Source organism: Colwellia maritima (assembly GCF_022669015.1).
Lineage (GTDB): Bacteria > Pseudomonadota > Gammaproteobacteria > Enterobacterales > Alteromonadaceae > Colwellia > Colwellia maritima.
This window is the reverse complement of record NZ_JAKKSL010000001.1, coordinates 942,117-961,908: the sequence shown is the minus strand read 5'-3', so window position 1 is coordinate 961,908 and position 19,792 is coordinate 942,117. Positions and strand designations below refer to the sequence as shown.

General features: G+C 38.8%; 17 protein-coding genes and 2 pseudogenes. All 19 read right to left on the bottom strand.

The genetic code is table 11. The features are described 5' to 3' along the window. Positions 1-16: 16 nt before the first annotated feature. Positions 17-637: a Maf family protein gene (locus L3081_RS04805; RefSeq protein ID WP_242283883.1), complete on the bottom strand. Its 621-nt coding sequence runs from the start codon at positions 635-637 to the stop codon at positions 17-19. Positions 638-656: 19 nt separating this feature from the next. After that, positions 657-1,136, bottom strand: a complete 480-nt coding sequence (mreD, locus tag L3081_RS04800) for a rod shape-determining protein MreD (RefSeq protein ID WP_242283880.1) — start codon at positions 1,134-1,136, stop codon at positions 657-659. Then, entirely contained in the window at positions 1,136-1,786 is a 651-nt protein-coding gene (gene mreC, locus L3081_RS04795; RefSeq protein ID WP_242283877.1) for a rod shape-determining protein MreC, read from the bottom strand. The genes mreD and mreC overlap by 1 nt, the downstream gene beginning before the upstream one ends. Continuing rightward, the gene (locus L3081_RS04790) at positions 1,779-1,937 is read right to left on the bottom strand and encodes a hypothetical protein (RefSeq protein WP_242283876.1); all 159 of its coding nucleotides are present in this window, start codon (positions 1,935-1,937) and stop codon (positions 1,779-1,781) included. The genes mreC and L3081_RS04790 overlap by 8 nt, the downstream gene beginning before the upstream one ends. A gap of 366 nt (positions 1,938-2,303) precedes the next feature. Then, complete coding sequence (locus L3081_RS04785; protein ID WP_242283868.1) at positions 2,304-3,347, bottom strand: rod shape-determining protein; 1,044 nt, start codon at positions 3,345-3,347, stop codon at positions 2,304-2,306. 149 nt (positions 3,348-3,496) lie between these two features. Beyond that, the gene (locus L3081_RS04780; protein WP_242283866.1) at positions 3,497-5,470 is read right to left on the bottom strand and encodes a DUF6701 domain-containing protein; all 1,974 of its coding nucleotides are present in this window, start codon (positions 5,468-5,470) and stop codon (positions 3,497-3,499) included. Continuing rightward, positions 5,407-8,133: a LamG domain-containing protein gene (locus L3081_RS04775; protein WP_242283864.1), complete on the bottom strand. Its 2,727-nt coding sequence runs from the start codon at positions 8,131-8,133 to the stop codon at positions 5,407-5,409. Before L3081_RS04775 ends, L3081_RS04780 begins: the two co-directional genes overlap by 64 nt. Continuing rightward, on the bottom strand, positions 8,130-8,627 hold the full coding sequence (locus L3081_RS04770) for a pilus assembly PilX N-terminal domain-containing protein (RefSeq protein WP_242283863.1): 498 nt from the start codon (positions 8,625-8,627) through the stop codon (positions 8,130-8,132). The genes L3081_RS04775 and L3081_RS04770 overlap by 4 nt, the downstream gene beginning before the upstream one ends. 191 nt (positions 8,628-8,818) lie before the next feature. Further along, positions 8,819-9,652, bottom strand: coding sequence for a prepilin-type N-terminal cleavage/methylation domain-containing protein (locus L3081_RS04765; RefSeq protein ID WP_242285555.1), 834 nt, complete (start codon positions 9,650-9,652; stop codon positions 8,819-8,821). Beyond that, on the bottom strand, positions 9,652-10,227 hold the full coding sequence (locus L3081_RS04760; RefSeq protein ID WP_242283861.1) for a type IV pilus modification PilV family protein: 576 nt from the start codon (positions 10,225-10,227) through the stop codon (positions 9,652-9,654). The genes L3081_RS04765 and L3081_RS04760 overlap by 1 nt, the downstream gene beginning before the upstream one ends. Further along, a complete protein-coding gene (locus L3081_RS04755) occupies positions 10,217-10,732 on the bottom strand; it encodes a type II secretion system protein (RefSeq protein WP_242283860.1) in 516 nt (171 codons plus the stop codon). Before L3081_RS04755 ends, L3081_RS04760 begins: the two co-directional genes overlap by 11 nt. A 74-nt stretch (positions 10,733-10,806) precedes the next feature. After that, positions 10,807-11,340 (bottom strand): type II secretion system protein, encoded by a 534-nt coding sequence (locus tag L3081_RS26420; RefSeq protein WP_274620333.1) that lies wholly within the window; start codon positions 11,338-11,340, stop codon positions 10,807-10,809. 35 nt (positions 11,341-11,375) lie between these two features. Next, complete coding sequence (locus L3081_RS04745; RefSeq protein ID WP_242283858.1) at positions 11,376-12,002, bottom strand: type II secretion system protein; 627 nt, start codon at positions 12,000-12,002, stop codon at positions 11,376-11,378. 108 nt (positions 12,003-12,110) lie between these two features. After that, positions 12,111-12,506: a hypothetical protein gene (locus L3081_RS04740; protein WP_242283857.1), complete on the bottom strand. Its 396-nt coding sequence runs from the start codon at positions 12,504-12,506 to the stop codon at positions 12,111-12,113. A gap of 197 nt (positions 12,507-12,703) precedes the next feature. After that, a complete protein-coding gene (locus L3081_RS04735) occupies positions 12,704-13,939 on the bottom strand; it encodes a type II secretion system F family protein (protein ID WP_242283855.1) in 1,236 nt (411 codons plus the stop codon). Positions 13,940-13,992: 53 nt separating this feature from the next. Next, positions 13,993-15,705 (bottom strand): GspE/PulE family protein, encoded by a 1,713-nt coding sequence (locus L3081_RS04730; RefSeq protein ID WP_242283853.1) that lies wholly within the window; start codon positions 15,703-15,705, stop codon positions 13,993-13,995. Between the two features lie 106 nt (positions 15,706-15,811). Beyond that, the gene (locus L3081_RS04725; RefSeq protein WP_242283851.1) at positions 15,812-17,029 is read right to left on the bottom strand and encodes a tetratricopeptide repeat protein; all 1,218 of its coding nucleotides are present in this window, start codon (positions 17,027-17,029) and stop codon (positions 15,812-15,814) included. Continuing rightward, positions 17,026-17,963 (bottom strand): annotated as a pseudogene (locus L3081_RS04720) (ExeA family protein). Before L3081_RS04720 ends, L3081_RS04725 begins: the two are co-directional and overlap by 4 nt. Before the next feature lie 15 nt (positions 17,964-17,978). Further along, positions 17,979-19,650: pseudogene (mshL, locus tag L3081_RS28920) on the bottom strand (pilus (MSHA type) biogenesis protein MshL). Between the last annotated feature and the right edge of the window lie 142 nt (positions 19,651-19,792).

Here is a 19,792-nt window from a genome sequence, read left to right as displayed (position 1 = left end):
GATATTAATCCTTCATTTATGCGTTAGATAGGCTAGATGGTAGGCCTACGTGCTCCAAAAGTTGTACTGTTTCGTATAAGGGTAAACCAACAACAGCAGAGTAACTACCATTAATTGTAGTCACAAATTGACCACCTATCCCCTGAATACCATAAGAGCCTGCTTTATCACAAGGCTCTCCTGTACGCCAATAGGCTTTTATTTCATCAACCGTTAATGACTTAAATTGAACCTGTGTTTCCACCAGTTTAGTTATCACATCATTGTTGTGCTCTTGGCTATTTTGATCTTCAGCAACAACGGCAATAGCCGTAAGTACTTGGTGTTCTTTATTAGATAAACGTAAGAGTGTGGCTATGCATTCGGCTTCATTTGCCGGTTTACCTAAAATTTCATCATCTAATACTACACAAGTATCCGCGCCAAGAACGATCATCTGCGTATGTTTTTGTTCTGGCAATACTGACATAATCCCTTGAGCCTTTTCTATTGCTAGGCGTACTACATAATCTTTAGCATTTTCATTTGGCTTTACTGATTCGTTAATATCAGCTGCTTGGGTGATAAACTGATAGCCTAGTTGCGTTAACAAAGCCTTTCTTCTAGGCGATTGTGAAGCCAAAATTAGTTGTTTCATGCAACCCCAAATGAATTAATTATGTAATAGAAAAATGACGGCGTACTTTACGTAACAAATAAAACACCCATGGCCACAACACAACGGTTGTAATCACAGGATATAAATAACTGCTAATAAAAGAAGCGTCGATTAAAAAACGCTGCAACCAAAAAACAATTAAATGATATAACGCAGATAAAACGCCAGTAATAAGGGCTTGTTGCCAAATAGAAAAGTTACGGATTTTTTGATAATTTTCTACAACAATAAAGACAGATATTGCCATAGCGGCCGCATGAACACCTAATACGGACCCAAGTAAAACATCCATTAAAAACCCCATCACCCAAGCGGTAATAATATTAACCCGCCCTGGTAAAGCCATACACCAGTATATAAGCACTATGAGTACCCAATCAGGTCTAAAGGCATCAACACTTAATGGTAGCGGCATTATACTTGCCATTACGGCAATTAGTAACGTCAGCAATATCATAACACCATTACGAGCAAACATTATTTATTCACCTGTGTCTGTGCTTCAGTCGGAGTAGTTTCGGTCTGAGGTTTAGGTGCAAAAATACTCACAGGCTCTTTTGTTGATAATAACAATAAATAGCGTAAACGATCGATTTCGGCAATGGGCGTACTATAAACCCTCATAAATTCCCTCGATTCGTTATTACTAACATACGAAATCGTCGCCACAGGATACCCTTCAGGATATTTTCCTCCTAAGCCAGAGGTAACCAATACATCACCCACTTTAACATCTGCACTCTGCGGTACAAAATTATGAGTTAAACGATCGATTTGACCACTACCTGAAGCTAATAACCTTAAACCATTACGTTTAATTCTAACCGGAACAGCATGAGAAACGTCGGTAATGAGTATAATGCGAGAGGTTGTTTGTCCAACATGTAATATTTGCCCTACAATTCCCAAGGCATCAAGTACAGGCTGCCCTTCATAAGCACCATCTCTAGCACCTCGATTAATAACGAGTTGGTGAGTGTAAGGATCACTATCTACAGAGAGAATTTCGGCCACCATCTTTTTTAACTCACTACGTAAAGGTGACGCGAGTAATATGCGTAAGCGTTCATTTTCTTGCTTAATGATATCTAACTGCATAGCTTGTTCATGAAATTTTAGTTCATTCAAACGATACTCTTTGGTTTTCTGCCATCAACTGACTACGGGTAGCAACATTAGTTGATATCCATGTCATCGCTAATTTAGGTGTATTAGCAAGATATTGTAGCGGGCTAACCATAGACTGTAAGTAACCGCGCAACGATTCAAAGCTCGCCATTTTATGATCGAAAAAAATCAATAAAATAGAACAAAAAAGCACCAAGACTAGTCGGTGCTGTGCGGATGGGCCATGTTTAAAAATTGGATTCATATAAAACCAGTTATGAGTTGATAATTTCTAACAATGAGTTTGATTAATGCTAATTCTCCTTGGTAAATTGATTGTTTCTTCACAGGGATTTAATTCAAGTACAAGGCAAAAGCACGGAGTTGACGCTAGTCATTATTTCGTACATCCTGTACTCCACACTTCGTGCCAACCTTCGGTTGTTCAAATTCTTTCCAGAAGAATTTGGGAGTACTTTTAACGCCGTAATTGGGTTAAATAACAAAGAAGCAACATCAATTTTATTCATAGGAGACCTTACTCATATGAAAAAAGGTCGCCCCCATGCATATCAATCATCTCAAGGGCTTTACCACCACCTCTGGCAACACAAGTCAATGGATCTTCAGCAACCACAACTGGAATACCAGTTTCTTCCATTAATAAGCGATCTAAACCTCTTAATAATGCACCACCGCCCGTTAACACCATACCACGCTCGGAAATATCTGATGCTAATTCAGGAGGAGATTGCTCCAAAGCAACCATAATAGCACTCACAATCGTAGATAACGGTTCTTGCAAAGCTTCTAATATTTCATTGCTATTTAAGGTAAAACTACGTGGCACACCTTCCGCTAAATTACGACCGCGCACTTCAATTTCAATGAGTTCTTCACCTGGATAGGCAGAGCCAATTTCATGTTTAATACGCTCTGCTGTCGCTTCACCAATTAAGCTGCCAAAATTACGACGTACATAATTAATAATTGCTTCATCAAATTTATCGCCACCAGTGCGTACTGATGATGAATAAACCACACCATTTAAAGAGATAATACCAACTTCCGTTGTACCACCACCAATATCAACTACCATTGAGCCAGTCGCTTCCGACACAGGCATTCCTGCACCAATAGCCGCTGCCATAGGTTCGTCAATTAAATACACTTCTCTTGCGCCGGCACCCATAGCTGACTCACGAATCGCACGGCGCTCTACTTGAGTTGAACCACAAGGCACACACACTAATACTCTTGGACTAGGACGTAAAAAGTTATTGCTATGCACTTGTTTAATAAAATGTTGCAACATCTTTTCAGTCACAAAAAAGTTAGCAATAACGCCATCTTTCATTGGACGTATTGCTTCAATGTTTCCAGGTGTACGCCCCAACATTAATTTTGCCGCAGTACCAACAGCAGCAACACTTTTTGAGCCACCTGAGCGATCTTGACGAATGGCAACCACTGACGGTTCATCTAACACAATACCTTGGTCTTTAACATAAATTAGAGTGTTGGCTGTACCTAAATCGATGGATAGATCGTTAGAAAACATACCACGTAATTTTTTAAACATAAGCTCGAAATGTCCTGTGAAAATGCGAGTTAATTAGTGCGTGTTATTAATTCAAATAACAGATCGAACAATGATACCTGACAATTCAAGTCAATTCTATTATGTCAGTTGATTTTCGTGGCTAATTCAAGCATTTATTTTATAAAAACCTAATTATTTACTTCTCGTTGATAAATTATCCGGTCATTACCACGAAATTGGCCAAAAGTAGCCGTAGCAAATGGGTTTTCATTAAACTCTCTGGTGCTTACACCATCCCAATCCCAGTCGTATTGAAGCCAAGGCATGGCAGGAATTAAATAACTAACGGGTACTGCACCTTGATAAGGTGTTCCCGGTGCAGATAAAGTCATTTCAGATGCTATACCATTAACAAAAACACCGCTACCAGATGCGGTGGTTGTGCCTGGGTTTAGGTTTGTCTCGTTAACACTTAACTTAGTCGCAGTAAACGTTGTACAATTATCAAGGGGGTTGGTAACAAAATCACTGCCATTCCAGTATTGAATTGCCATTGGCAAAGACAAATCACGGGTTTCAGGGCCAAAGGTATTATCAACAACCCAACGACCAAAACGAAGATTTACCCCCGTTGGCGATACCTTATTATTAGCTGATAACGCAATACTAGCGTCTACGTCATCTGAATCTTTAATGCTATTAATAACAATATCGTAACCCATTTGAAATGGGTCAACTTGCGAGTTAGCATTTTTGGTAAAGGTAAAATTATCTGTCGATTTGAAAGTATAAGTCATCTCACCTGGATTAAGTGACACCAACATTGCTGAATCACTAAAAACATTCGCTATTATTGCCATTTTAGGCGCGTCATCAATACTATTATCGGTTAGATCAAGTCCGTCTTTACTCGTGTCCGCAGTAGGGAATATACGTTCTACACCATCAAACGTTAATTTCTGGTAACTCCCTTCAGTATAGTTTTTAGTGGTATCACCTGCGGTATTTTTTGCCGTTATCAATATCTCTGGTGGGTTTAAATAACTAAACGGTTGGCCAATATAAGTAAAATACTTGGTAATATCGCCCCCTGGGGTACAGGTATTTTTAAATGATTTTTCAGCGATTTCAACGTCAAAATGATCAGGAATAAAGCGCCCCACAGTACTGAAACCCGCAGAACTAATCTCATTTCCCATATAATTACTATCTTTGGCGGCTAGGTTAATAATACCGACTTCACTGTAACTTCCATTAAAATTTAACGCGACCTCATTAGCACTGCTAAATTGTGCTGTTGCCAAAGGTGTCAAATTTGTTGCACTAATATTAGTATTGCTAAGTGCCAATCCCCCCTTATTAGCAATCGGTTCTTTTTGCTGAACAGATAACTGTAATGTGTTATTTGATTGCGGTTCATAATTGTTAGTTGGAGTACCACCTTGACATTGAGCAACAATACTTATGGGGAAATCTAGCCCTGCTTTTTGTTTAACCGAACCATCGCTATCTGTTGAGGTTAAAGGCGTAGAAACCGCTAATTGCGTTGGATAAAATACTTTTTGTAACACACCTGACGTTACGCCTGACGGAACAACCTCGGAAACTGAAAATTGTAATTCACCGGCATCATTGTATTGTATGGGTAATGAAGCCTCGCCATTACCATCAAAGGTTACGTTTTTTGTTTGGCTTCCCCCTGATTGCTCCATATTCACACCTTCGAGTGTTGGCACAACAGTGCCCGTATCGGGATTTTGATAATCAAAAACAAATTTAAGTGATTGGTTACCAACAAATGCAGGCGCACAACTCACACCATCATCACTTAACTTGACTGCTTTTATAGATAAAGACTTACTATCATCGCAAGATGGAACATCATTACCGCCATTAATATCTAAGATAAAACCTGCCTCAGCAAACACCACATCACAACTAGTTGAAGCACCATTTTTACATTGATAAGGTTTATCTAAGCTCAGTGTGGCAGGATTTGTACTATCAATATATGAAAAACTAGTGGACATACTTCCACCCGTTACCGTGACAATTTTGTCGAGATTACCATTTATTGAAAGTGCCACATCAGCCGGACCTATATACAAATTAGCGCAGCTTGCATCAGCACATGCTTTGATCGTGATAGCTTCAGGCGGCACGTAAGGCCTTGACCATCATGGCTAATTTCAAAATGGTCAATAACTGCGCATTGATGTGTTTCATTTTGAATATCATTAATTTCTGCATTGGTTAAAGCACTTGGGTACATACGTATTTCATCTATTGCCCCGGTGAATCGATTACCCGTTTCACCTAAGTCTGATTCACCACCAATGGTCGCTATACCTGTATCTATCCCCCAAGTCCCTGTATACGTACTGCTTGTTCCGCCGCCTGTAACCGTTTGCGCCACACCATTAACATATATTTTGCGTGTTTTAGCTTCACTATCATGCACCGCAGCAACAAATGTCCAAGTATCTGTAGGTATCACACTTGTTAAAGTATCAACGGATACGGGATTTACACCACGCGAATAAAACCTAAGCTTGCCGCTACCGGGATCACCTAAACTCAGCGCATACCCTTGCGAATTATTTTCATCGTCGGCAAAAATACGTGATCCTGAGTTGGTATTAATGGGTTTTATCCAAGCAGTTATCGTAAAGCTCTCTTGTTGGTTATCAAACGTGTTAGGTAATGCAACATAATCATTAACCCCATCAAACGTTCCGTAACCACAGGTTCCAGGATTAGACGCAATCGCAGGGGTTAAGTTTGCCGTATTTGCACCATTGACTGATTGACTGTTGAAATTACCCGTTTCATCAATAACTTCATCTGCATCACCTGACCATGAAGGTTCATCGAATTGCATATTAAGTATAGGTTCAGGCAACAAGGGGCAAACTCTAGGTGTGGCATCAAAGTTTAAACCTGAACTTTGGTTGCTATATACCGTAGCCACTTGCGTAGGCGTGAGTGCCTTACCAAAAACTAATAGTTCATCCACTAGCCCTTCAACCGCTTGTGCGCTATCAAAACTCCCCCCAAGCGAATCTTGCTCTTGCCCTAAAATAAGACTAGTTATGTTCAGTACTCCACTGGGTAGACTAGCGCTTCCTGCTTGCAACACACCATCTCGATAAAGTACATTTTTAGTGCTTGAACGCGTCCAGACTAAATGGTGCCAGTTATCATCAGAAATATTGCTAGTAATAACCGAGTTAGTGCTACTTTTTATATGAGGACCAAATTGGTTACTATTATTAAACCAAAAAATCAATTCATTAAAACTTGCGGCACTCGCACCAGAAATTATACTTTGGTTACTTGTTTTCGGCGTTTTATACCACAGAGAAATAGAGAAATTATTACGGTTATTCAATGCCGTACTGTCTAGCGCAATATAATCATCAATGCCTGAAGTTGATAAATCTGCTGCCCGACAAATCGCGCCGTCTGTCGATAAGGTTGGTATGGCATTCACGGCATTTGCGTGATATTCATTGCCGCTAATATCAATAATAGCATTTGTGGCATTCCAACTGGTTTCGTCAAAATGGAGATCTAACACAGGCTCAGGGAAAACAGAAATAGGACAAGTGCGAGCAGTGCCATCATAACCTAGCCCTGCTGCTTGGTTATCATGTATCGAAGTAACATCAGCGAGTGAAATAGCTTCATCAAACACTAAAAGCTCATCAATTAAACCATCAAAGGTTTGAGTTGAATCGAAGTTTCCGCCAATACTGTCTTGCTCTTGCCCAAGAATCAAGCTTTGAATACTCAATGGTAGAGTAGTTTGCGTAACGCAGCCTTGCAGTAGTTTATCTACAAACAAACAACTTTTACTGCCTTCGCGAGTCCAAACTATGTGATGCCAGTTATCATCAGCAATTGATTGTGTACTAATACTGCCATTCGCAACATCCTTTAAATAAGGATAAAAATTAGTATCATGGGTAAACCACATGATTAATTCGTTATAAGTAGCACCCGCTCCCGAAAGAAAGCTCTGATTTGAGGTTTTGGCTGTTCTAGCCCACAAAGAAATACTGAAATCGGTTTTGTCGTTTAAAATATCTTTAGGTAATGTCGCATAATCAGCAGTTCCCATAGCCGAAAGATCAATGGCATTACAGACCACACCTTCTTCTATTGGTTGGCTAGATTTTGCCTGTCCGTTGAAGCCGCCAATACTATCTACAATTTCATCAGGTGTGTCTGCATATTCGGTTTCGTCAAAGCGGTATTCTGCAATGGGAGTAATGGCCGATTCACACATACCATTAAAATCAGCATTGTTGATGTAACTGGCATTGTAGTTAACGCTAAAACTAGTAGCACTTCCTAAAGCAACAACGGCACCATTTATGCTTGCATTACCATTTACTGAAATAGCACCTTTTGTGTAGATAATAGCATTAATAACGGTATTGCCACCTGTGATTTGCAAACTACCATCAACAACTATAATTAGATCTTCAGGGTTACCATTTTCATTGATCTTGACATTTTGCCGGCTAACCGATGTTCTAAAAAATAATCGAGCGGTTGTTTCCGCGCCTGTTACTGCACCAACAAAAATTTCATCTTTATTTCCAAGGGTTGAATTTAAGTATAAATTATCACCACGAGGTAAAATGGTACCATCGGTTAGCGTGTTACCTGAGGTGTTACTAGGGAAGTTGACTAATTGTTCATTCGGCGGCGTATTTTGACGCCATCCTGAAGGAAAAACAGTTAAACAGTCTACTGCGTAAGCAGAAGGTATTACGGAGACTAATAGACAAAGAAGCAATATAAAACGATTAATCATGGTAAGTTCCTTGCTTCAACTTGAATTTTTCTACTGCTGACAACAACGTCTGTACTGGTGCTACCCAAAACAGAGCTACCGCATTTTCCTATACTCGTTAAACGATAGAATTTTTCACCTGTTGAAGTATTAGTCGCGTAAAGATTACAACTGGTGACCGCTTTACAATGATATAAGCCATTAACATCAGCACCTGAAGTAGAAAAATCATAAGGGGGAGGATTACTATCACACTGAAAATCTGTCTCATCTACAGGATTTAACGGAAATAACTTTTGCAATTCTGCCTGCATAGCTGAATTAGCAGCCATATAAGCACGTGTGCCAATCACTTCTTGGGCTATTGCTTCGCTACTGGTTGACAAAACACGCATTAAAGCACTCCCTATCAAAATGAGTACAACAAGAATGAATAATGCCATCATGAGTGCACTACCGCTTTGTTTTTCAACAGAAGAGGGAACTTTAGAAAGTTGGAATATGCGATTGATCATTTGGTGTTAATCATTATGACACTCATAAAACAACGTTAACCCTAAGTTAATAAACATGCAAATAAAAAGCAAGAAAACCTAGTGATTACAAGGCTAGTAACATTAATAAAGTGGTTATTAACTACGGAATATTTTCAATATGTACGTCGTTTTCAAACGCTACCACTTCGCCATCTCGGTTAAAATTCAGCTTAATTTGCACTACGGCATTTCTTTGCAATGACAGTAAGCGAATAGACAAAGGGGGGAGCATCTTTGTCAAACTCCACGTACTCAGCCATTAACGACTCACTACCTGCCGGGGTTAATGATTGAGATGGCTCAAAATTACTCCCTTGATAGCGTTTTAACTGAAAATTACTAACACAATAAGACACGGTTGAGTCAAACACATAAAGCCTGTCAGTAGGTGAATGTTGTTCGAATACCATACCGCCCGTAGGCTCAATCGGTACAGTCCAAATATCCCCCGTTAAACCAGAAAATGGTTTCAATTGTGTCACTTTGCCATCACCTGAGTTTATATCAAAATCATAAACATCTGATGGTGTCAGTGGATAAACCACAATGTAATCGGGACAAGTACCAGAGCAACTACTAAATGGAGCATCTTGAGAATTAACAAAGTTAACAACATCAATATTCGCTCGTTTGTTGTCAGGCACTACAGGAACATCAGTATAAATAGTACTGGCTTTAATTGGGATAAATTCAATGCATTGCTGTGTAGTAAATGGAGTAATTGGTGTGATTCTGATACTATTAGGGATGGCATTTCTCAATTCGCGATTTAACCGCTCAACAGCAAAACGAGCACTTGATAACAAATCATCACGTTCACTAACATTAAGATAAGTTTGTGTACTTAATGATATAAAACTCGTTATCCCTAAAGACATAACCCCAAGGATAATAATAACGATAATTAACTCTAACAGCGTAAAGCCATTATTTTTATTAATTAAAGCCTGTTGGTTTGGACACTTTTGTTTAACATCGCTTTGCCTTGATTGAAAATTAGGCATCAAAAGTTAGCCTTATGGGTTGCGAATTTAATCTCAGTGCCTAAGGGCGTGGTAATAGTCACCGTTATTTTTTTCGCTGCTCGGTGAGCTAAACCTAAAGAGGCGCCGTCGTACGTTACGTCTATATAAATTGTAAAATTTGTATAACTGGCGTGCAAACCTTCACCTTGAGCATTATAACGTTGTTCATATTCATGGAAATCATCAACATCATTATAAGTCGCTCTCGTTTCGGTTATACCTAATACGGTATCTGGCCCAAAATTCACCTCATCTGTGCAAAGATTGGCTGAGCCATCAGACTTAGGCTCACCACACCGCAGTAAACCACCAACCATATCTGATTTTTCATCAAATGCGCGCGAGCTAATATCATTTAATAAGCTTTGACCAAGTTCTGCCGCTTTAACTTGTAGTATTTGGTCTGCACTTTTTTGCTCTGCTGGTGCTATCAAGGTTGAAATAACAGATAAGGAAATAGATAAAACGACGATACCGACAATTAACTCTATTAACGTAAAGCCAGTGGCAAGTTTGGTATCACTTTTTGATAATGCCGTAGGTCTATTTCGCATGAATATAGCCCTCGGGTTCGATTTCTATTGCCAGTGTTTCTAGGCCACTATCAATATTAACAGTACATCCACCTTCGCAATTATTAGCCAACGAAGCATTAGCAACGGGTCGTCCCATACTATTAAACGTTACTGCACTAGGGTTTGATTTTCCGACTATACCAAAATTAACAGTATACTTATCTTCAACAATAAACCCCGTGGCATCTGGCTGCCAATTATTTGGAAACGTTGTTACTGTGCAATCAAGCCTGTCAGGCGTACCATAACGTGAGGGATTATTGTCAATAATGAGTTGATGGCAATAATTATCACTATGATCCGTTTGCTGCATTGCCCGTTGCTGAGTTAAGCGTAACGCAGATATTAGTTGTGCGCGATGTGTATGGGCTTCATAACTCGCCGTTCCATCAAATTTAGGCAGCACCGACACGGCAAGTATCCCAATAAGAATAATAACGGTAACTAATTCTACTAAAGTAAAGCCAATTTGATGTTTATTCATAACCATTAAATGATATTTTTAGTCAAAAAAGGAGAGCATTGCTCTCCTATATATTAGACAAATATAAAAAATTATTACAAACAATCGACAACAGTATAAGTTGGGGTTGTTGTTGATGTGGCTTCAGTATAATAAGCATAACAATTATTAGTTGCTGTTACAGTTGCGCTTACAGCAGACGGTGCCGTTATACCAGTAGGGTGTACAACAAATTGCGTACCTACGACAACCATAGTGAATTCTGCAGTATTCAAATCAAGCAAGTCTTCCCAATCCCCTGGGTTAGCAGCGTTAGCACCAGTATAATCAGCTAACGGGTAACCATAATTAACTTGTGTTTGTACGCCATTAACCGTCACAACTGATGTCGCTGCACTCGCATCGTTTTCAACTCCCGCTATCAACGACTTACTATGTATTAAAGCCGACGCTGACTGCATTGAAGCTTTTACGGCTTTAAGCGTCGCCGTTCTCGCATCACTTTGTAAATCAATAAATTTTGGGGCAGCTGTTACCGCTAAGATACCTAAAATAACAATAACGACTACTAATTCAATTAACGTAAAACCTGTTTGTTTATTCATTGTTTGTCTCGCTGCATTTTTCATATTAATACCAACTTCTGTTTTTTGTACTTTTTAAATTAAATATCTGTTATATAAACGGTTACCGCACTAGTCGCGGGTTGGTAGGTAAAGCTGTTACCTGTTGACGTAGAGCCTACCGGTGTTGGCGCTAGATATACACCACTTGTATTGCGATCTAAGCTTTCTTTTAAATAATAGTGGCAGGTTGAGTTTTCAACATCACCTGATTCACTCGCATAATAACGCATAGAGCTATCAGAATTTAATGTGGATATTGAATTCGTTATTCTTGGAGGCTGTTGTAGAATATTACTCCAAATTTCAACGCAGTTTACTGAATCGAAACCGGCCCCTAAAGCATCACCATCGGTTAAACCAGTTACATATCCTGGGCGAACTGTTGTGGTTTCTGTTGTTAAAACTAACGTTATACCATCATAATCGACACTGTTTTGTGTACCAACTTGTGGACGTCCATCGGCTTCCCATTGCGCCCTTGCTAATGAAATAGCCGTAGCAAAACCGCCTGCCATGCCTTCGATATTGGCTTGCTTAGCTTGCTCTGTTAAGTCGATAAACTTAGGGATAGCCGTTACTGCTAAAAAACCCAATATAACGACAACAATGACGAGTTCAATCAAGGTGAAACCTGAAGATTTCTTCATGCGCATTCTACTATTCATACCAACCTCTCAATGTATTACCTATATTTGATTGTAGCAGTGATTTATTTACTAAGTCACTTATTTAACGCTAATAATTGTACTTTAAAGAAAATTAAGAGCCAAAAACTAATTTATCGTCATTACCTTACTTACTTTTCCTTTCGCAGGGTTGTACTGAAAATAACTTCCATCTTGTAATACGTAGCGACATTCACTATTTGTATTGTTCAATTCACTATAAAATATATGCATCTCTAGCGCACTAACCGACAGTTTTACATCACTTATCGGCATTTCCATAACTAATTGCCATATGGCTTCACAAGACAATTTGGTTTGTTGTGCATCTATCCAACCTGCTTTATTAACAGGTATAGCTTGTTTTCCTTTACTATACAATGACGCCACATACACAACCTTAGGTTGATTATCCATCATCCATTGTGCATGTACCGCATTTACCTTGGTATTAAAGGTTTGCGCTATAGTGGCAAAACCAAACTTGCTTAAATTGTGATTCATTTTTAATATAAAAATTAATAAAAACAGCCATCAATATTCCTACGATGGCAATAATCACAACAAACTCGGCAAGTGACATATCCTTTTTTTCACTGTTTGTTGTCATATATTAAGCCTTAATAGGAATGAAACTCGAATTTATAATCTCTCAAAATGAAAATACCAACACATTAACGCTGTTAATTCATCACTTTACTCTATTTACCTTGCATAGCTGATGCCATATCCCACATTGGGGTAAATATACCTAGCGCTAGTACTAACACCATTACCGCAACCACAACCAATAACAAAGGTTCTATTCTGGCGGTTAAAGTACTTAAATCGTAATCAACTTCTCGTTCATAGTAATCACCTACCTCTTTTAATAGTTCGTCCACACGACCCGTTTCTTCGCCTACGGCAATCATTTGCAAAACAAGCGGAGTAAATAACGTACTGGCTATGGCTGAGCGTAATAAGCTTTCACCACTTTCAATGGCTAACCGCATAGCTACAATTTTTTCTTGCATAAATTTGTTATCTACGGCATCGGCAACCAAGGTTAACCCTGTGGTCATTGGAATACCTGACTTTAAAATAATGCCAAAACTGTGGGCAAACCTAGCTAGAATTGAACGTTCAATGATGCTGCCAATAACAGGTATCTTGGTTTTTCGTTTGTCCCACTGATAGCGTCCTTTTTTAGTTTTCAATGATTTTTGAAGCGCGAGATAAGCCGCGATACAAGCAATGAGCATATAGGGCCAGTAATTTAAAAAGAGATCAGAGCTAGAAATTAAAAACCTTGTTGCTAAAGGTAATTCTGCGCCCAATTTTGAAAACATATTGGCAAAAGTTGGAATAACAAAAATATTTAAAATAACTAACGCCGCCGCAAGCGCTATTAATACCATTGACGGATATCTCAATGCTGTTTTAATGCGTTTTCTCGTGGCTTGTTCTCGTTCTAAGTAAGACGTTAATTTCAGAAAGGATTCTTCTAGCTGCCCAGTATTTTCTCCTACGTGAACTAAAGAAACGAATAAAGAACCAAAAATATCAGGATATTGATTGAGTGCAGAGGATAGAGTATAGCCACCTTCCAATTGACCACTTATTTCGGTTAATGCTTTTTTTAACGCTTTTGACGTACTGGCGTCAGCCATACCATGAATAGCACGTAAAATAGGAACGCCTGATCGCATTAAGGCATACATTTGCCGAGAGAATATGATCAACTCATCAAGAGATACTTTATCAAAACCAAAAATTTCGCTAACATTTTTTCCAGCAGGACTTTCCGATTTATTTTTACTTGTGCCTGTAATAGATATCGGCGTAATATTTTTACGCATTAATTGCTCGGCAACAACAGAGGGATTATTCGCTTCAATAACGCCCTTTACTTGGTTACCACTTTGGTTACGACCGATATAGTTAAATGATGCCATTGTTATTTATTATGCCTCTTTTGCACTTTGTATTTTTGCAAGCAACTTCCACCCTATACCACATCAACCGTTTCAACTAAACGTAGCACTTCTTCAACTGTTGTTATACCTTGTGCCGCATAATCAAAGGCAGCAAGTGCTAATGGCGTAAATGTCGGGTTTTCTTTTGACAAACGAGTAAAAGCTTCAGAATCATCACGTTTTAGTGCTGACATCATGGGTTCATTCATTTCCAATAGCTCAAAAACACCTATTCGCCCTTTATAACCCGTATATTGACAACTTTGACAACCTCGCCCATGCACAAATTTAGTTGTGTTAACTCTATCTCCGGCTAAATTTGTTAACCATAGTAATTCTTGTGATTCTGGCTGATATTCCTCTTCACAATTTTCACAAACCCTACGCACCAATCGCTGCGCAATAATAGCACGCAATGAACTACCGACTAAAAAACCAACAGCGCCCATATCAATCAATCTTAATGCACTAGTAATCGCATCATTGGTATGTAACGTGGACAACACTAAGTGACCGGTTAAAGCACCACGTAGGCCGATCTCTACGGTTTCTTTATCGCGCATTTCACCTACCATCATGATATCGGGATCTTGTCGTAGGGCGGTACGTAATACGGTTGAAAAAGTTAAACCTATTTTAGGGTTAACTTGCACTTGGTTAATTCGGGGTAAACGATACTCAACAGGATCTTCTACTGTGATTATCTTTTTACTGGCAACATTGAGTTCACTTAAGGCGGCATAGAGGGTAGTTGTTTTACCACTACCCGTTGGCCCCGTAACTAAAACCATACCATGAGGACGTGTAATTTGATGACGAATACGTTTAACAAATTCATCAGGCATACCCGTTTGATCAAAGGAAAGTAACCCTGCAGATTGATCAAGCAAACGCATGACCACAGATTCACCATATTGTACGGGCATAGTTGACATACGCACATCAATACTATGGCCTGATATTTGTAAATGAAAACGGCCATCTTGCGGTATACGTTTTTCAGAAATATCTAACCCCGCCATAAGCTTTAAACGTAATACCATGGCTGAAGCAATTTTACTTTCTTTTAAAATGCTTTCTTGTAAAACCCCATCAATACGTTGACGAATGCGCAATTGACTTTCATCTGGTTCAATATGAATATCTGAAGCACGCATTTGTACTGCATCTTCAAATACTGACTGCAATAGTTTTCCAACCGTAGCATCTCCCGTTTCATCAATAAAGGAGGTTGATAAATCAAAGCTTGATGATTGTTCATATTCTTCTTCAAGTTGACTAGCAAAAGATTCAATATCCGCTGTTCGTCGATAAAGACCATCAAATGCATCAAACATTTGTGAGTCCATCACGACAGCAAATTCTAGTCGCTTAGGAGATAATATTTTTTCTAGTTGGTCAATTGCATTTAGATCCGCGGGATCACTCATACCGACAATAACGGAATCACCTTTATCTTCGATAATCAGTGCCCGTAACCGCCTTGCATGAACTTCAGACAACAAATTAGCACTTTCTGTCGGTATACGTCGTTGGCTGATATCTAAAAAAGGCAGATCAAGTTGCTGCGCTAAAAACTCTAACAACTGTCGCTCTGATAGATAACTTAACTCTATCAGCGTATCCCCTAATTTTCGACCTGTTGTTTTTTGGCTATTTAGCGCCTGCATCAACTGTTCATTTGTAATAATATGCTCATGAACAAGTAAATCGCCTAAGCGCATTTTTAATTTGGGAGCTGCCATAATTAATATTCCCCAACTAATAATATGATATCAGGCAAGCCTAATTGAACCAAAAAATCAGTCTCTCCAACTGAGCGCATTTTTATTTTGGGAGCTACCATGTTCTTTATTCTCCTAAAGCTTGCATACGTTGCTTGGCAAACTTAACTGATGATACTGATAAATCGGCTTTAGTTAATGCAAGTGCATAGGCATTAACAGCTAATGAAAACTGGCTATTTTTGTCATAAACAATAGCTAATCCCAAATGCCAACGACCACTTTCAGGTTGCATGTTTATTAACACTTGATAAGCCATTATAGCACTTGGATACTGTTCTATTTGTTGAGCAATATTAGCAAGCATAACTTGATACTCCTCTTGTTCCAGAGATGCTAACGGCTTTAATGTATTATAGGCCGCTATTTGCTGTCCTTGCTTAAGCTGAATTTGCGCCTTCATTAAACGCATTTCACTGTCAAGTTTATCAAATGCTATTCCTTGGGAGAGTAAATTCACAGCCTGTTGATATGATTGTCGTCCAAACCATAAGGCAGCAAGTTTTTTACGAGCCTGTTTTTGGCGAGGATCAATAATAAGGATTTCTTCAAATAATTGCTCTGCGTTAACAATGTTGTTATTAGTAATTGATTTTTCGGCCCTTGCCAACTTTTGTGCTATCAGCTCGCTTGATGTTAACTGACGTCGAGAAACAGACATTTGACCACGTACACTGTTTACTTTAGCTGTTGTATTTGTTTGTGGTAGTACTTCAATATTTGTAGGTTCAGTATTTGTGGGCTGTGTTACTTGTGTTAGTTTTGCTACCTGTGTTTGATGTATTTGGTCTTTTTTATCAAGTTTATCAGTAACGCTAGGTGTGGATATAAACGCTTTATCTTTCATCGGTTCTTGTGTGATCTCAGTCTGAATTTCGCCCTGTGACTGTTGTGCAATTTGTAATGCACTATGTTTGCTTTCTGGCTCTAGTTCTGATTCTGGTTCAAGTCTTAATTGCTCCTTTGGCTGACGAGCTAAATTAACAATCGCTTTATTTTTTACTTCTGGAGGTGCTTGAGGTGTTACAGCTTGCGCTTGATCTTCGTTTACTGGGATTACGGTTAAGCTAGCTGATTTTTCCTTTTTAGGAGCACTTTGTGATTGAGACTCTTGCAAGTTCCAAATATAAAAACCAAGTGCATTCAAGCTTAGCAGTACAGCGGTTATAAGTAGTACTATTTTCAATGTTGATGTCTTTTTAGGAACCGCTGATAGTGAAGATACACGCCCTTGTTCTGGTGCGCGCTCCTCTAAATCTTTTAGCATTTGGTTAATAACACTCATTGCACTGTCCTAAAAAGATAAAAAGTATAAATAAAATATCCTAACACCATTATGGTTAAGCTACCGATAACAATAGCAGCAGCTTTATTTATCCAACCATCACGACGTGCAGCCCCCTGATGAAAACCAATACTTTCGGTGTCTTTTATTGCCGCATTAAGCTGCTTTGTTGTGATTTGATAACCGCCTTGCCCATAACTTAGCATTAACATTTTATGGCATAACACATTTACTAAGCGTGGTATTCCTTTGCTGATTTTTGTTATTTTTTTACAAATTTTTTCAGAAAATAAGGTGGGCCTTTATAACCTGCGACCTGTAACCTGTGCTGAATATATTGCTGCACCTCTTCGTGATTCATCGCTCTTAACCGATAAGAAAAGGTAATACGTTGATACAATTGTCTGAATTCTGTTTGTGCTAAACGTTGATCTAACTCAGGTTGGGCAAATAACACTACTTGCAATAACTTACGTGTTTCTGTTTCTAAATTAGTGAACAAACGAAGCGCTTCTAAACTTTCAGCAGGTAGTGCCTGTGCTTCATCAAGAATAAGTACAACCGAATGTCCTTGGCTGTGCAAATCAAGTAACCGATGTTGAATACGTTGTGTTAATAACTGAGCAGACATACGTTGCGCTTGCTTTACACCTAATTCTAGTGCAACTGCCCTTCTAAGCTCATCTGGATTCAAATATGGATTGGGGATGTAGGCAGTAACAAAATGCTCGGGTATTTCATTGAGTAATTTACGGCACAATAAGGTTTTACCCGTACCAACTTCTCCCACTACCTTGATAAAACCTTCACCGGTTTTCAGCGCCGTCATCAGTACCGCAAAAGCTTCATTATGTGATTCAAGCGCTAAAAAGAAATGAGTATTTGGCGTCAGTGTAAAAGGTAGTTCTGTTAAGCCAAAATGATACAAGTACATAAGCGCTAATCTATTTTATTGATTTACTGAAACATCTTCTTCAGGAAACCATTTTTTCAATAATGCTCGTGCATCTTGAAGCTGTGTATTCCATGTATCTTGACCAATAACAACGGGTTTTAACAAAATAATCAACTCTCGTTTTTGAGTAGAATCAGTAACACTTTTAAATAAACCACCAATAAGGGGAATATCACCAAACAGTGGTGTTTTCGACTCTTGATCGATAGTGTAGGTTTCAATCAAACCACCAATCACGACTATTTCCCCTGATTTAGCCCGAATAATAGTGTCAGACTCACGAACTCGACTTTGCGCTAATGGTAAAATTAATTCTTCAGCGCCCAGTTGAATTGTTTTGTTTTGTTCGTCAGTTACGGTAACCGAAGGATGAACATGCAAGATAACACTGCCATCTTTATCGATTTGAGGGGTAACATCTAACGCAATACCTGAGAAAAACGGCGTTAACTCAACCTCTGGCGTTGTGGTTGTTGACGTGCCTGTTGTGGTGGTACTCGATACATCCGTAACAAAATATTCATCCTCACCTACTTTTATCACCGCTTTTTGATTATTTGTTGCGGTGATTCTTGGGCTAGACAGCACTTGAACATTGCCTTGAGTTTGGAGTAAATCAATAACACCACTAAAGTCTGGGCCAGAAAAACTCAATGAAGTGACACCACCAATATTACTCGATATTGTATTACCATTAATATTGCCACTGGTGCTAAAAGTAAGATCTGTTTTACCTAAACTTCCTAGCACTTCATCCCAATGAACACCTTCTTTGGGTATTCATCATTTAAGGTCACTTCCATTATTTTAGCTTCAATAATCACTTGTCGATGCAAATGGGTTTCGGTTTCAACTATAAATTTTCTTACGGCTTCAATTTCCGCCGGCAAACCACGTACTGTTACCAAACCACTTGAGGCGAAACAATCACCGAACGTCCCGCTTCTGTGCCAACAAAGGCTGTCAGGGTTTCTTTTAATTCTGTCCAAAAATCCGATTCATTTTCGGTGTAGATATTAATTCCGCTGTTGCCTTGTCCGTTTTGACTGCTTTGATTGTTACTACTGTTACTACTGTTACTATTATTACTATTATTACTATTGCCGCTGCTACTATTAGGGTCGTTTTCTGAAACACCACCAGAATTTATACTGGTGCTAGACGTACCAAATCGCTTCAAAAATAAATAATTTAACGCAAAGGTTTCTGTGCGAATACCCGCCGGATATACTTGAATGATATTTCCTTTAATACGAATATCATACCCATAAATAGCTTCAAGCACTTCAATAGCTTCAGTGAGTGTTACATCCGTTAAGTTTAAGGTAATATCACCGCTCACATCAGGATGAATGGCAACACTGTAACTTGATCCTTCAACAATCGCTGCAAAGAAATCTTTTGCATCTACTGAAACAGCCGAAATCTCTAGTCTTTTTTCTGACAAAAGTCCTTGTTTAGCTTGTGCTAAACCTTGTTGCATTAACTCTTGTTGCACTGAACTTGGCACTTCCGTCAAAGCTTTAGGGCCATTTAATATTTTAGTTTCACCAATGGCGTGATCTAATCCTTCTTTCATATCATCAGGAGGATTGGGTACACTTTGACAACCTGCCAATGTTAGCAACAAGGTAGAAAGGACTATTTTTAATTTTGACTGTTTCATAATTTCATTTATCTTTATTATTTTCATGGTCTAACATCAAATCATTCAATGTAGGGTGGTTTGTTGTCCAACAAATAAGCAATAAGTTTGCTCCTACAAAAAACACCACGCTTTCCTAATTGAAACACAGAGCTGTGCTTAT

Excerpts from the sequence above, each read along its gene's own strand:
- L3081_RS04805 (WP_242283883.1), bottom strand. The coding sequence starts at position 637 with ATGAAACAACTAATTTTGGCTTCACAATCGCCTAGAAGAAAGGCTTTG.
- mreD (WP_242283880.1), bottom strand. The coding sequence starts at position 1,136 with ATGTTTGCTCGTAATGGTGTTATGATATTGCTGACGTTACTAATTGCC.
- L3081_RS04790 (WP_242283876.1), bottom strand. The coding sequence starts at position 1,937 with ATGGCGAGCTTTGAATCGTTGCGCGGTTACTTACAGTCTATGGTTAGC.
- L3081_RS04785 (WP_242283868.1), bottom strand. The coding sequence starts at position 3,347 with ATGTTTAAAAAATTACGTGGTATGTTTTCTAACGATCTATCCATCGAT.
- L3081_RS04775 (WP_242283864.1), bottom strand. The coding sequence starts at position 8,133 with ATGATTAATCGTTTTATATTGCTTCTTTGTCTATTAGTCTCCGTAATA.
- L3081_RS04770 (WP_242283863.1), bottom strand. The coding sequence starts at position 8,627 with ATGATCAATCGCATATTCCAACTTTCTAAAGTTCCCTCTTCTGTTGAA.
- L3081_RS04765 (WP_242285555.1), bottom strand. The coding sequence starts at position 9,652 with ATGCCTAATTTTCAATCAAGGCAAAGCGATGTTAAACAAAAGTGTCCA.
- L3081_RS04760 (WP_242283861.1), bottom strand. The coding sequence starts at position 10,227 with ATGCGAAATAGACCTACGGCATTATCAAAAAGTGATACCAAACTTGCC.
- L3081_RS04755 (WP_242283860.1), bottom strand. The coding sequence starts at position 10,732 with ATGAATAAACATCAAATTGGCTTTACTTTAGTAGAATTAGTTACCGTT.
- L3081_RS26420 (WP_274620333.1), bottom strand. The coding sequence starts at position 11,340 with ATGAAAAATGCAGCGAGACAAACAATGAATAAACAAACAGGTTTTACG.
- L3081_RS04745 (WP_242283858.1), bottom strand. The coding sequence starts at position 12,002 with ATGAATAGTAGAATGCGCATGAAGAAATCTTCAGGTTTCACCTTGATT.
- L3081_RS04740 (WP_242283857.1), bottom strand. The coding sequence starts at position 12,506 with ATGAATCACAATTTAAGCAAGTTTGGTTTTGCCACTATAGCGCAAACC.
- L3081_RS04735 (WP_242283855.1), bottom strand. The coding sequence starts at position 13,939 with ATGGCATCATTTAACTATATCGGTCGTAACCAAAGTGGTAACCAAGTA.
- L3081_RS04730 (WP_242283853.1), bottom strand. The coding sequence starts at position 15,705 with ATGGCAGCTCCCAAATTAAAAATGCGCTTAGGCGATTTACTTGTTCAT.
- L3081_RS04725 (WP_242283851.1), bottom strand. The coding sequence starts at position 17,029 with ATGAGTGTTATTAACCAAATGCTAAAAGATTTAGAGGAGCGCGCACCA.